The following is a 13,454-nucleotide window of genomic DNA, read 5'->3' as shown; positions in this document are numbered from 1 at the left end:
GGATTACTCGCGATCGTCGGAGGTGGTGCGACGGCGGCGGTACAGAACGTATCCGCCACCAGCGAGCAAGATGACGACCAGGGGAACTACCACCAAGGCTGCGTTGAAGCCGCCGGCGGAGTCTGCGGAAGTGGCCGCCACGGGGGTGGCGAAGTAGTAGCTCCACGGGCCGTTCTGGCCGGTGATGACGCCGTCGACCTCGGGCTGGGTCGTAAACGGTTCAAACTTGTCGGAGCGGTACGCTTCCAGCGAGTTGGCGTAGTACATGACGTTGTTGACGGCAGCTTTGTGGATCATTTCCTGTGCCTGGGACACCAGCGCGCTGCGCTTGGTCTGGTCCAATTCCACGTGCTGTGCCTGGAAAATGGCATCGTAGGCGGGATCGCAGTAGTTGTTTTCGCTCGTGGCACCGGTTCCGTCTTCGTTCGGGCGCGATGCACACGTGTTGATGGAGAGCTGGTAGTCCGGCTCCGGTCCCATGCCCCAGCCCGTGAAGTACAGGTCATAGTTGCCGACGGTGGAATCATCGTTGACCTGGGCGGAAGACTTCATGGAAACTTCGACGTCTATGCCGATTTCCTTCAACCATGGCTTGATGTAATCGGCCATCTGCTGATGGGTGGCATCGGTGTTGCGGCCCGTCAGGCGAAGCTTGAGCGCCTTGCCGTCCTTGTCCACACGGATTCCATCGGTGCCCTTGGCATATCCAGCCTCATCAAGGAGCTTGTTGGCCGCCTCGACGTTGTATTGCAGCGGTACCGTGTCCGTTTTCCAGTTGTACAACGGGTAAGCGGCGGGGACCTCGCCGGTGGCGGGCTGGCCCAGGCCCTGCAGGACCTTTTCCAGCAGGGTCTTGTTGTCAACGGCCATGACGATTGCCTGGCGCACCTTCAGGTCGTGAAGGGCAGCGTTGCCATCTCCCATGGGAGTCCCGTCGGCGGTCTGGGTCCCGGGATTAATGCCAATTGCCTGGTAGCGGCGGCCGGCTCCGGCATTGGTGGTGATGCCGGCAACACCGTCCAGGGCGTTGTACTGTGCCGGGGTCAGGCCGTTGACAATGTCCAGCTCACCGGTTTTCAAGGCCTGGACGGCCGCATCGGTGTTTTTGTACGGGATGTAGGTGATGCCGGCGATCTTGGCCTCACCCTGCCAGTAGTTGGGGTTGGCCTTGAGCGTCACACCGGAGGTCTTGTCGTACTTGGTCACCACAAAGGGGCCCGAGCCCACACTGTCCTTGTCATTGGCGAAGCTTTCCGGATCAACCTCGGACCAAATATGGGCCGGCATGATGGGCAGCTGGGTTCCCGGGTTGGGGGCCTGGGGAGCCTTGAGGGTGACCACCAGGGTCTCGTCGTCGGTGGCCTCGGCCGAGGCAACGCTCTCCAGGAGGGAGCCATTGGCCTGTTTCAGTGCATCGTTGCTCGCGATGGCCTTGAAGGTCCAGGCGGCATCCTTGGCAGTGATGGGCTCGCCGTCGCTCCACTTGCGGTCTTTGGGCATGTGGAAGGTCCAGACCAGGCCGTCAGGGGAGGTCTCCCACTTGTCGGCCATGCCCGGAATTTCCTCGTTGTCCTTGGGGCCATAGGAAACCAGGCTCTGGTATTCCAGGGCAAGGATGTTGGTGCTCGAGGCAAGGATGGCCTTGAACGGGTTCAGGGAATCGATGTCCCCTGTAAGCGCGAGTTTCAAGATGGTGCCTGTGCCCGCATCGTCCGTGGCGGCCATGGCCGCAGGGGCAGCCGCAAGCGGGGCCAGTGCCAGGGAAAGTGCCAGGACGCAGCCAGCCAAACGTGGCCTGCGGGAGCCGGCTTTCCGTTGGGAACTGCGGATCGGTGAGTCGGTGGATGTGCGGAAGACCATTATTTTCCCCTCAGCTGTGAAACGCGCGGGTCGGCCTTGTTCGGTCACGACCCGGATCGTTTGAAACACACTGCGTAATTGAGTTACGAACTCCCCAAACGTAATGCAAACCACTTACGATTACTAGAGAAAGTTCTTTCTTTACAAAAAACCACCACGAGGAGAACCCGTGAAGCAGGACGTAGCCGAGCTGTGTGCCCAACTCATCCGCTTTGACACCACGAACTTCGGTGAAGGCAACAGCCGGGGGGAGCGGGACGCTGCCGATTTCATCTGGGGGCTGTTGCACCAGGCGGGCTATGATCCGGTTTTGCTGGGGCCGGATGCCCAGCGTTCCTCGGTAGTCGTCAGGGTGCCGGGAACGGACAGTTCCCTGCCCGGATTGCTCGTCCACGCCCACCTGGATGTGGTGCCGGCCGAGCCCGAACAATGGAGCTTTGACCCATTCGCCGGGATCATCAAGGACGGCTACGTCCATGGGCGCGGGGCCTCGGACATGAAGGACATGGTGGCCATGACACTGGCTACTTTGCTGGATTGGGCCAACGCAGGAACCAAACCCCGCCGCGACATCGTGGTGGCGTTCGTGGCCGATGAAGAGGACAAGGGCGACCATGGTGCCCTGTGGCTGGTCAAGGAACACCCGGAACTCTTCGCCGGCGTCGAGGCTGCCATTGGGGAATCCGGTGGCGCCGCAACCATCCTTGCCGGCGCGGATGGCGCCCCCGTAAACCTTTATCCGGTGGCCGTGGGCGAACGGGGCACCCTGCACATCCGCGTGCGGGCCAAAGGGACTTCCGGGCATGGCTCGCGGCCGGTGGAACCGAACGCCGTCAAAATCCTTGTCTCTGCACTGGACCGGGTTGGCAATTACCGCTGGCCGCTGACCCTGACTCCCATTGTGCGCGCCTACATTGAACGTACGACGGCGGCACTTGGCTTCACGGCGGATCTCACCGGCGAGGAGGGTGTGCAGGCGGCAATCGAGGCCATGGGGAGTGCCGGTGCCGTAGCCGCGGTGACAGTGCGCAGCTCATCCACCCCCACTGTCCTTCGTGCGGGCTACAAGGTCAACGTCATTCCCGGAGTTGCCGAGGCTGACATCGATATCAGGGCGCTGCCGGGCACGGTGGAGGAAACCCTGGCGACGATTGACGGTCTGCTTGGCGACGGCATCAGCCGGGAATTCTTGTCGTACCAACCGCCAACGTCTTCACCGTCCGATTCGCACTGGTTCGCCGAGATGGCCGCAGCCTTGACGCGTCACGATCCTGCCGCCGTCGTGGTTCCCTACTGCATGGGCGGTGGCACGGATGCCAAGGCCTTCGCGCCGTTGGGCATCTCCTGTTACGGGTTCTCACCCATGGGGGCAGACCCGCAGGGGCGGACCCCGGCGGGCGTGCATGGAATTGATGAACGGGTTCCCGTGGCCGGCCTTGTCACCGGCCAGCTCATCCTGGAAGATTTTCTGGGTGCAGTCTAGATGGCATTGCGAACAAGAACGGCTGGCGACGATGGAACTTGAGGAATGTGCGCAGGCCCGCCTGGGTGAGGGGCGGGCGCCGGGGACCGCCTTGGCCGCTTATTCGCGCGGCGCCCGGACAGGAAAGGGCCTGGCTGGCCGGGCGTGCCCGCTGGGAACCTCCCCGGAAACCACGACGGCTTTCAGGATCGCCTCCTGCACCAAGTCCTTTACGGCCGCCGCGATCTTGTTGCTGCGGGACAGGGGAGTGCTGCATCTTGACGACGATGTCACCGCCCATCTGCCCGAGCTGAACGTCATCGGGTGGTCTGATGCTCCCGGCAGCACGGCGGTCACGCTGCACATGCTCCTGAGCATGTCGGCCGGTCTGCCTACCGATGACCCCTGGGCGGATCGCCAGGAGAGCATGGGCCGGGCGGACTTTGCGTCCCTGATGTCCGACGGCGTGCGGCTGGTTCGCCGGCCGGGCTCAGCCTACGAGTACTCCAATCTGGGATATGCGATGCTCGGCGAGGTGGTGGCCAGGGTGTCAGGAGTTGCCTGCACAACGTTTATTGAACGCGAGCTCCTCGAACCGTTGGGGTTGGACGGAACCGCGTTCAGCAGGGAGGCAGTGCTGGCAGGCATCGCGGCCGGCACGTCATCGGCCACGGGGGTGGCCACCGGATATCGCAAGAAATTCAGTGCAGGCTCGTCCGGGACGCCGGATGCACAGGCGTATGGGTGGACGGCGTTGCCGATGACCGGGCCCGGCGTTTTCTCAGCGATCGGAGGGCTCTTTAGCACCCTGGATGATCTTGGCCGCTGGGCGTCATGGCTGTCGGATGCGTTTGACGTTGGGACCAGTGAGGTTGGGACCGGTGAGGTTGGGACCGGCCGCGGGCCGCTCAGCAGGGAATCGCGGCGGGAGATGCAAACCATGCATCAGGTGACAGGGGCTGTGGAAGCCGACGGCACCGTCAATGGTTACGGTTACGGCCTCGTGGTCCAACAGCACGGAGTGCACGGCACGGTGGTGGGGCATTCGGGCGGATATCCCGGCTTCAGTGCCCACATGCGCTGGCATCCGGGGCAGGGAACCGCTGTCATTGGTTTTGAAAACGCCACCTACTCTGGGGTTGGCCTCGCCGTGCGGGCACTGCTGGAGGACTTGCTTGAGTGGACTCCGGCGGCGGTTTCGGATGGACAGGACCAGAATGAGACAGAAGTTCGGGCCAGTCCAGGGGCTCCTGTTGTGCCGTGGCCCGAGACCCTCCGTGCCATGGCGGCGGTTGAAGAGCTGGTTCGGACGCCAACGCCAGTCATCCGCCCGGAAATCTTTGGCGCCAATGTTGGCCAGGACCTGCCGTGGGATGAAAGGCGGGCCGGACTCGATGCCGCGCTCGCCGCCGTCGGACAGCTCCTTGATTCCACTGGCGATCGCACGTCGGAGCGGTGGGAGACTCCCGCCGCCGTGGCATGGGAGCTGCCGGCTCGCGACGGATCCTTGCAGCTTCGCATCACGATGACCCCGGTCGAACCGCCGCGGGTCCAGCTGCTGGAGATCGGCCGGCAGCCGTAATGGACTTCTGGAGGTAACCGCCGTTGCCGGCCAGCAGCGCCGCGGCACTGCCGGCCGGCAATCCGGTCATGATCGCCAGGATGGCCGCCTTGACATGTCCATCGGCAGCCGCCAGGGCCGAGGTTGCCGTCGTGGCGTCGCACCCGGTTGCCTTCATCAAGGTGCGCTCGCTGCGGGCGTGCAGCTTGGCGTTGGTGGCCCGCAGATCCACCATGACGTTCTTGTACGTTTTTCCCAGGCGGACCATGGTGATGGTGCTGACCATGTTCAAGACTAGTTTTTGGCAGGTACCTGACTTGAGCCGGGTGGAGCCGCTGAGAAATTCCGGGCCCACCTCGATGTCAAGGGGGACCTGGGCCGCGGCGCCCAGCGGGGAATTGTTGTTGCAGGAAAAACCCACCGTAAATGCCCCCGTTTCCCTCGCGGCCTTGATGGCCGCAATGACGTACGGCGTGCGTCCCGACGCGGCGAGGCCGATGACGCTGTCCTTCGCGGTCAATGCCAGCTCGGCCATGTCTGCCGCGGCCGCCTCCTCGCTGTCCTCGGCGTTCTCCACAGCCTGGTTGACTGCCTTTCGGCCACCTGCAATGACACCCACCACGAGGGACGGGTCCGTTCCGAAGGTTGGCGGGCATTCGCTGGCGTCCAGGATGCCCATCCGCCCGGGGGTGCCGGCCCCCACATAGATGAGCCGGCCGCCGTCGAGCATCCGGTGGGAAATCTCATCGATGATGGCCGCGAGGGCGGGCAGGTGCCGCTCTATGGCTTTCGGCACCAGGGCATCCTCCCCATTCATGCCCGCCGCCAGCTCCGCCGTGCTGAGCGCGGCAAGATCCGGATAGCTGTCATTGGACGCCTCGGTGGTCAGGGAGGCGAGCTCGGTTCGCAGTGCAGCCGCAGCGTCTGGGGTGTTCACGGCGTCCATTCGTGTGGGAGGGATTGATAGGTCATTCATGAAAGTTTTTTACAATGCTGTAATAAGTTTCGTAAGTCAATAACTACATGTAGTTTTGAGTATATTCTTCGCGGGCGTTGGGCGCCAGTGTCCAAGCCTGCGGAACCATTGACGGAACACAACGCAAGGAGGCGTACGGTGAGTATTCAGTCCACGATCCAATCCAGGCTGCCATCGCTGCCGCCAGCGTCGGCCAGGGTTGCCATGGCAATCATCGCCGACCCCTCGCGGGTGCTCAACCACACCATTTCCGAGCTGGCGCAGCTGAGCAAGACCTCGGATCCCTCCGTGGTCCGCTTTTGCCAGGCCATCGGGTTCACAGGGTATGCCGGGCTGCGACTTGCACTGGCCACCGAGCTTGGCCGCGAAGGGGCTGCCTCGGAGGAGGCGCCTGCTCCCGAATTTGGTGGCGACCTCAACCCGGGCTCATCGCTGGCGGAGACGGTTGCCCGGATCAGATTCACCGAAACGATGGGCATCGAGGAGACCACTCGAAACCTGGATTTGGCGGTCCTGCAAAAGGCCGTCACAACAATCGCGGCCGCGCGGCGTATCAACCTCTACGGCGTGGGTTCAGGAACCGTTGTGGCAGAGGATCTGCGCTATAAGCTCTTTCGCATTGGGCTGAATGCCAACGCATTCCCGAACGAGGACAATGCGCTCATGGGCGCGTCCCTGATGGGACCCGGTGACGTCGCCATTGCTTTCTCACACGGAGGCGAGACCAACTCTGTTGTGGAGTTCCTGCGCACAGCCAGGGCCCGTGGTGCGGACTCACTTGTCGTCACCAATGTCTTTGATTCATCGGCCGCCAAGGCGGCAGCCATGCATTTGCTGACAGTTGTGCGCGAAACCCCTTTCCGTGCCGGAGCCATGGCCTCCCGAATCTCACAGTTGACAGTGGTGGACTGCCTTTTTGTTGGTATTGCCCAGCAATGCTTCGATGGCGCAGTGGATGCACTTGAGGCCACCCATCAAGCCGTCCAAGGGCCCGTCAATAAGAACCGCACCCAAGGCTGATCCTTTCTGCCGGGACCAGCCCTGCAGCGGGCTAGCCCTGCAGAGACCAACCCTGCAGCGGGCTAGGCCTCGAGCAGGCTGACCACAGCCTTGGCCGTGACGCTGCTAAAGCCGTGGGCGTGAATCGTTGCCGTGGCGCTCGGTGCTTCGGGGGCCAACCCGGCATTGATGCAGACGGCCTGCGGGGCGGCGGCGAGGACGTTCGCCAGTGATTCCTGCTGCCCGGGGGACGACAGTGAATCCATCAGGACCAGGACCGCACCCTCGGACTGGGCTGCGGCCATGTTCGTTTCGGCAAGTGCCGCGGACCCAATGACAGTCACCGCGTAACTGCCCAGGGCGGTGGCCAGGAAGTTCCCTGTAGGTCCGGCGGCCATGTTGTGCCCGGTGCGGGCGTCAACCAGGGTGACAGTGCCTGCTCCGGTGAGCACGGGCTTTGCGCCCGGCGAGTCCGTGCGGCAGGCGCGGGCAGCCACCGAAACCCAGTCGACGTCGTCGTCCGTTCCCCGGGAATCCCCGGCGGTCTCGTCAGCGGCGGTCCACCGGGCCAGCGCCTGCACACGGCCCGCCGCCGTCCGCAGGGTCTCCACCGGCAGGCGTCCGGACGTGGCCGCAGCCATCACGGCGTCATACACCTCGGTGTAGCAGGACTCGTCGTCGCGCCCGGTGGTGTAGGCGTTGAGCGGGTTGCCCACGCAGAGCAGGTCGTTGCCGGCCAGCAGGGCAAGCACGCCGCCCTCGCCGGGGCCGACGGTGGCCCTGACGGCGGCCATGTCCAGCGCATCGGTGATCAACACGCCCTCAAAGCCCATCCCGCGCAGCAGTGCGCTCGCAGCCGGGTTCAAGGTGGCGGGCGCATCGCCCAGTTCGGGGATGATGATGTGTGCACTCATCATGGCGGCAACGCCCGCGTCGGCGGCGGCCTTGAACGGGGGCAGGTGGTGCTCGGCCACCTGTGCCATGGTCAGGTTCACGCGGGCAATGTCCATGTGCGAGTCCGCCACGGTGTCGCCGTGCCCCGGGAAGTGCTTGGCGCACGCCGCCACGCGCAGGCTCTGGATGCCGGACACCGCGGCGGCCGTGTGGGTGCTGACGAGGGCGGTATTGGCACCAAAGGCGCGCACGCCGATCACGGGGTTGAGCGGATTGGTGTTGACGTCGGCCACCGGGGCGATGGTCAGGTTGATGCCGGCGTCGCGGCACAGGCGGGCGATGGCGCGGCCGGCTGCCTTGGTGGCGGCCGGCTCGTTCACGGCGCCCAGGACGGCGGCACCGGGAATGGTGGAGCCGTCACGGGCCTGCAGGCGGGTGACGTTGCCGCCCTCTTCGTCGACGCCGATCACGGCATCCGGGTTCGCGGCCCGGATGGCGGCGGAGAGGGCAGCCACCTGCCCCGGCGCGTCCGGGTCAATGTTGTGGCCAAAGTACACGACGCCGGCCAACCCGTTGCCGAGGGCCGCCACCAGCCACGGTGGTGCAGTCGTGCCCACAAAACCCGGCAGGATGACTGAATTGACCAGCCGCGGAAGGTCTTCCGGAAGTTCTGTGGAATGCCCGGCCGGCGGGGCGGATTCTGGTGACGGTGCGTGCTGCGGCTCACTTGAAGTCATGGGTGAAATCCTACCGGCGCCGATGTGGCCTAAACTTTATGTGTCGCCATCATCGAGCCACCCCTGGAGATTTCTTGTGACCAGCGTTCCGCATAACCGTGTTCCCATCCGCCGGGCTTTGATCTCGGTCTACGACAAGACAGGGCTGGAAGAGCTGGCCATCGGCCTGCACGCCGCCGGTGTCGCCATTGTTTCCACCGGTTCAACGGCAGCGAAGATTGCCGCCGCCGGTGTCCCCGTGACTGAAGTGTCAGAGGTGACGGGGTTCCCCGAGGCCCTTGACGGGCGCGTGAAGACCCTCCACCCGCTGGTCCACGCAGGCATTCTTGCCGACCGCCGCCTCCCGGACCACGTCCGCCAGCTTGAAGACATGAACGTGCAGCCGTTCGACCTCGTCGTGGTCAACCTGTACCCGTTTGTTGACACCGTGAACTCGGGTGCCGGGCAGGACGCCGTCGTTGAGCAGATCGACATTGGCGGGCCCTCCATGGTCCGCGCCGCAGCCAAGAACCACCCCTCGGTGGCAGTGGTTGTGGACCCTGCCAGGTACGCCGACGTCATCGCCGCCGCACAGGCCGGCGGCTTCGAGCTTGTCGCCCGCCAGCGCCTGGCCGCAGCGGCGTTCGCACACACGGCCGCCTACGACAATGCCGTGGCTGCCTGGACGTCTGCCCAGTTCCTCGACGAGGACGGCGACGGCATCATCGACTGGCCGTCCTACGCCGGATACTCCCTGGAACGCTCCGAGGTCCTGCGCTACGGCGAAAACCCGCACCAGCAGGCGGCGCTGTACGTTGACAAGGGTGCGCCGGCCGGCATCGCCCAGGCCGACCAGCTCCACGGCAAGGCCATGAGCTACAACAACTTTGTCGACGCCGATGCCGCCCTGCGCGCAGCCTTCGATTTCGACGAGCCCGCCGTGGCCGTCATCAAGCACGCCAACCCGTGCGGCGTGGCCGTGGCCTCGCCCGACGCCGTTGACCCGATCGCCGACGCCCACGCCAAGGCCCACGCCTGCGACCCCCTCTCAGCCTTTGGCGGCGTCATCGCAGCGAACCGCACCGTCACGGCAGCCATGGCCCGCACCGTGGCCGGCATCTTCACCGAAGTTGTGATCGCACCGGACTTCGAGCCCGAAGCCGTGGAGATCCTGTCCAAGAAGAAAAACATCCGCCTGCTGTCGCTGCCGGAAGGCTATGGCCGCTACCCGGCTGAAGTCCGCCAGGTTTCCGGCGGCATGCTCGTGCAAATGTCGGACAAGGTCGACGCCGACGGCGATGACACCGCCAACTGGACCCTCGCCGCCGGCGAAGCCGCCGATGACGCCACCCTCGCGGACCTGAAGTTCGCCTGGACAGCCGTCCGCGCAGCCAAGTCCAACGCCATCCTGCTCGCCAACAACGGCGCAGCAGTGGGCATCGGCATGGGTCAGGTCAACCGCGTCGACTCCTGCAAGCTGGCCGTTGAACGCGCCAACACGCTCGGCGTCACAGTGGAATCCGATGTTGACGCGGCTGGCGGCGCCTCGGGTGCAACCGGTGCCTCGGCCCAGCGCTCCATCGGCGCCGTGGCGTCCTCGGATGCGTTCTTCCCGTTTGCCGACGGCCTGCAGATCCTGCTCGACGCCGGTGTCCGCGCCGTCGTCCAGCCGGGCGGATCGGTCCGCGATGAAGAAGTGATCGCGGCAGCCAACGAAGCCGGCATCACCATGTACTTCACGGGTGCGCGCCACTTCTTCCACTAATCTGGCCGTCGCATCCTGTTAAACGCTCGCGCACATCCGGGGCGGAAAACACGAACGCTCCCGCACTCTGATCTGCTCCCCGGAAGTCGGAACTGAATATCTCAGTCCAACTTCCGGGGAGCAGTTCACTGTGCGAGAGCGTTTCATTTAATCCAACCATTGCTGCGAGAGCGTCGGGAGAAACAGCCCCTAACGTGAGGGAGCGTTGCGCGGGGAGGCTATTCGGCGCCTTCCTTGCGGGCACCCAGCTCGGCATCCAGGCGCAGCAGGCCGTTGCCGTCGGCACCGATCAGCTTCACCCGGCCGATGATTTCGCCGACTGTGGCTTCCTCTTCCAGCTGCTCCTCGATGAACCAGTTCAACAACGGGATGGAGTCGATGTCGCCCTCCTGCTGGGCCATGCGGTACAGGTTGCGGATCGACTCCGAGACCTTCTGCTCGTGCGCCAGGGACGCCTCGAACGCCTCAAGGACGGTGTTGATGGAGACATCCGGAGCCGTGATCGTGCCAATCTTGGGGGCGGCGTCGCGGTCTGTCATGTGGTCGGTGAACTTCTGTGCGTGCACAAGTTCCTCGGCCGACTGGGCCAGAAACCAGCGTGAGATGCCGGGTAGATCCTGAACATCCATTTCAATGGCCAGCTGGCGGTAAACCACCGCGGCCTGAATCTCCAGCGTAATTTGGTCGTTGACGGCTTCTGCGAGTTTTCCCTTAAGTTCCATGGCTACACGCTATTGCGGAAATGAATTCCGTGCACGCCAAGTGAGGCTAAGTTCACTTAGGGCAGTGTCACCTAAGGCCCTCCGATAGCAGGCAAACGCGCGCTCTCGGGTAAGTTAGGTAGGGAAAGATATCTCACCAGATTCTGAAGTTATCCACTGAATTTTCGCAGGAGAGTGCCCACCCATGGCCAAAATTATCTACACCCTGACAGACGAAGCGCCCATGTTGGCCACGTACTCACTCCTTCCGATTGTTGAGGCCTTCGCCTCCACCGCCGGAGTGGACGTGGAAACCCGGGACATTTCGGTCTCAGCCCGCATCATTGCAGTATTCGGCGACTACCTCACCGAAGAACAGCGCATCGACGACGCCCTTGCTGAATTGGGCGCCCTGGCAAAGAGCCCGGATGCAAACATCATCAAGCTGCCGAACATCAGCGCCTCCATCCCGCAGCTGAAGGCGGCCATTGCCGAACTTCAGGGCCAGGGCTTCGCGCTTCCGGACTACCCGGACGACCCCTCCACCGATGAGGAAAAGGACGTTCGCGCCCGCTACGACAAGATCAAGGGCAGCGCCGTGAACCCGGTGCTGCGCGAAGGCAACTCCGACCGCCGCGCCCCCTTGTCAGTGAAGAACTACGCCAAGGCCAACCCGCACAGCATGGGCGCCTGGAGCGCTGACTCCAAGACGAACGTCGCCACCATGGGCGAGGGCGACTTCTTCCACAACGAGAAGTCAGTTGTCATCGAAGCCGATGACAAGATCAAGATCCAGTTCGTTGCCGGCGATGGCACCACCACCGTGCTGAAGGACTCCTTCGCAGTGCTGGCCGACGAAATCGTTGACGGCACCGTCATGCGCGCCGCTGCGCTGGATGCGTTCCTGGCAGCTCAGGTAGCCCGCGCCAAGGAAGAGGGCATCCTGCTCTCGGCACACCTGAAGGCCACGATGATGAAGGTCTCCGACCCCATCATTTTCGGCCACGTGGTCAAGGCCTACTTCCCGGAGCTCTTCGCCAACTACGGCGAAGCGCTTGCCGCGGCAGGCCTGAGCCCGGCGAACGGCCTGGCCACCATCATCAACGGCCTGGGTGAACTGCCCGAGGAAGTGCGTGCCGGTGTTGAAGCCGCCATCGCGAAGGGCTACGAAAACGGCCCGGCACTGGCCATGGTCGACTCCGACAAGGGCATCACCAACCTCCACGTCCCCTCCGATGTGATCGTTGATGCCTCCATGCCCGCCATGATCCGCACCTCCGGCCACATGTGGGGCGCCGACGGCCAGGAACACGACACCCTGGCAGTGCTGCCCGACAGCAGCTACGCCGGTGTCTACCAGGCCACCATCGACGACTGCCGCGCCCACGGCGCCTTCGACCCGACCACCATGGGCACCGTCCCCAACGTGGGCCTCATGGCGCAGGCAGCCGAGGAATACGGCAGCCACGACAAGACGTTCGAGCTGTCCGAAACCGGCACCGTCCAGATCGTCAACGCAGCAGGCACCGTCCTGATCGAGCACGACGTCGAAGCTGGCGACATCTGGCGCGCCTGCCAGGTCAAGGACATCCCGGTCCGCGACTGGGTCAAGCTTGCCGTCACCCGCGCCCGCGCCTCGGCAACCCCCGCCATCTTCTGGCTGGACGAGACCCGCGCCCACGACGCCAACATCATCGCCAAGGTCAACGAGTACCTCAAGGACCACGACACCGACGGCCTGGACATCCAGATCATGTCCCCGGAAAAGGCCACCGCCTTCACCCTGGAACGCATCCGCCGCGGCGAGGACACCATCTCCGTCACCGGCAACGTGCTCCGCGACTACCTCACGGACCTGTTCCCGATCCTGGAACTGGGCACCAGCGCCAAGATGCTCTCAGTGGTTCCGCTGATCGCAGGCGGCGGGCTCTTCGAGACCGGCGCCGGCGGCTCCGCCCCGAAGCACGTCCAGCAGCTCATCAAGGAAAACCACCTGCGCTGGGATTCGCTCGGCGAGTTCCTGGCGATTGCCGTCAGCTTCGAGCACCTTGCCGTGACCGAGGGCAACGCCCGCGCGCAGATCCTGGCCGACACCCTGGACCGCGCCACCGGCACGTTCCTGCTCGAGAACAAGTCCCCGAAGCGCAAGGTCGGCGAGATCGACAACCGCGGCAGCCACTTCCACCTGGCCAAGTTCTGGGCCCAGGAACTGGCCGCACAGACAGTTGACGCCGAACTGGCCGCAGCCTTCAAGGCAGTGGCAGCGGACCTGACAACCAACGAGGACGCGATCATCGCCGAACTCGCCGACGTCCAGGGCTCACCCGTTGACCTGGGTGGCTACTACCGCCCCGACGCAACCAAGGTCGCAGCCATCATGCGTCCGTCGGCCCTGCTGAACAAGGCCATCGCAACGCTGTCCTAACGGTTCCTCCGGAAGCTCGATTACCTCCGGAAGCTCATGGGCACAGGAAAGACCCGTCCCACCACTGGGGCGGGTTTTTTCATGCCCGGGCGGTC

Annotated in this window: 9 protein-coding genes; 5 read left to right on the top strand and 4 right to left on the bottom strand. The window is 64.2% G+C overall.

Going from position 1 to position 13,454, the window contains the following annotated elements:
* Positions 1–3: 3 nt before the first annotated feature.
* Entirely contained in the window at positions 4–1,860 is a 1,857-nt protein-coding gene (locus tag AC1L6K_RS18010) for an ABC transporter substrate-binding protein (RefSeq protein WP_480950200.1), read from the bottom strand.
* Positions 1,861–2,029: 169 nt separating this feature from the next.
* Between AC1L6K_RS18010 and AC1L6K_RS18005 the strand changes: the two genes are divergently transcribed.
* Both AC1L6K_RS18005 and AC1L6K_RS18000 read left to right on the top strand, forming a co-directional pair.
* Positions 2,030–3,343: a M20/M25/M40 family metallo-hydrolase gene (locus AC1L6K_RS18005; RefSeq protein ID WP_480950199.1), complete on the top strand. Its 1,314-nt coding sequence runs from the start codon at positions 2,030–2,032 to the stop codon at positions 3,341–3,343.
* Positions 3,344–3,374: 31 nt separating this feature from the next.
* Positions 3,375–4,904: a serine hydrolase domain-containing protein gene (locus AC1L6K_RS18000; protein WP_480950198.1), complete on the top strand. Its 1,530-nt coding sequence runs from the start codon at positions 3,375–3,377 to the stop codon at positions 4,902–4,904.
* On the opposite strand, the gene murQ is transcribed toward AC1L6K_RS18000, so the two are convergent.
* Complete coding sequence (gene murQ / locus AC1L6K_RS17995) at positions 4,843–5,859, bottom strand: N-acetylmuramic acid 6-phosphate etherase (protein ID WP_480950197.1); 1,017 nt, start codon at positions 5,857–5,859, stop codon at positions 4,843–4,845. The genes AC1L6K_RS18000 and murQ overlap by 62 nt on opposite strands.
* Positions 5,860–5,997: 138 nt before the next feature.
* On the opposite strand from murQ, the gene AC1L6K_RS17990 reads away from it, so the two are divergent.
* Positions 5,998–6,879, top strand: coding sequence for a MurR/RpiR family transcriptional regulator (locus AC1L6K_RS17990; protein ID WP_480950196.1), 882 nt, complete (start codon positions 5,998–6,000; stop codon positions 6,877–6,879).
* A gap of 62 nt (positions 6,880–6,941) precedes the next feature.
* On the opposite strand, the gene AC1L6K_RS17985 is transcribed toward AC1L6K_RS17990, so the two are convergent.
* Positions 6,942–8,489, bottom strand: a complete 1,548-nt coding sequence (locus AC1L6K_RS17985) for a glycoside hydrolase family 3 N-terminal domain-containing protein (protein ID WP_480950195.1) — start codon at positions 8,487–8,489, stop codon at positions 6,942–6,944.
* On the opposite strand from AC1L6K_RS17985, the gene purH reads away from it, so the two are divergent.
* Positions 8,488–10,233: a bifunctional phosphoribosylaminoimidazolecarboxamide formyltransferase/IMP cyclohydrolase gene (purH, locus tag AC1L6K_RS17980; protein WP_480950194.1), complete on the top strand. Its 1,746-nt coding sequence runs from the start codon at positions 8,488–8,490 to the stop codon at positions 10,231–10,233. The genes AC1L6K_RS17985 and purH overlap by 2 nt on opposite strands.
* Before the next feature lie 218 nt (positions 10,234–10,451).
* Here the strand turns inward: purH and AC1L6K_RS17975 are convergent, their stop codons facing one another.
* Positions 10,452–10,955 (bottom strand): ferritin, encoded by a 504-nt coding sequence (locus AC1L6K_RS17975; protein ID WP_480950193.1) that lies wholly within the window; start codon positions 10,953–10,955, stop codon positions 10,452–10,454.
* A gap of 184 nt (positions 10,956–11,139) precedes the next feature.
* Between AC1L6K_RS17975 and AC1L6K_RS17970 the strand changes: the two genes are divergently transcribed.
* On the top strand, positions 11,140–13,359 hold the full coding sequence (locus AC1L6K_RS17970; RefSeq protein WP_480950192.1) for an NADP-dependent isocitrate dehydrogenase: 2,220 nt from the start codon (positions 11,140–11,142) through the stop codon (positions 13,357–13,359).
* The last annotated feature ends 95 nt before the right edge of the window (positions 13,360–13,454 follow it).

This window comes from Specibacter sp. BI4 (genome assembly GCF_056680095.1).
Note: the sequence above shows the minus strand (reverse complement) of the source record. Positions and strands in the feature narration are given on the sequence as shown.

Coding starts and splice junctions, on each gene's coding strand:
- purH (WP_480950194.1), top strand. CDS start 8,488: ATGGGTGAAATCCTACCGGCGCCGATGTGGCCTAAACTTTATGTGTCG.
- AC1L6K_RS17985 (WP_480950195.1), bottom strand. CDS start 8,489: ATGACTTCAAGTGAGCCGCAGCACGCACCGTCACCAGAATCCGCCCCG.
- AC1L6K_RS17975 (WP_480950193.1), bottom strand. CDS start 10,955: ATGGAACTTAAGGGAAAACTCGCAGAAGCCGTCAACGACCAAATTACG.
- AC1L6K_RS18000 (WP_480950198.1), top strand. CDS start 3,375: ATGGAACTTGAGGAATGTGCGCAGGCCCGCCTGGGTGAGGGGCGGGCG.
- murQ (WP_480950197.1), bottom strand. CDS start 5,859: ATGAATGACCTATCAATCCCTCCCACACGAATGGACGCCGTGAACACC.
- AC1L6K_RS17970 (WP_480950192.1), top strand. CDS start 11,140: ATGGCCAAAATTATCTACACCCTGACAGACGAAGCGCCCATGTTGGCC.
- AC1L6K_RS18010 (WP_480950200.1), bottom strand. CDS start 1,860: ATGGTCTTCCGCACATCCACCGACTCACCGATCCGCAGTTCCCAACGG.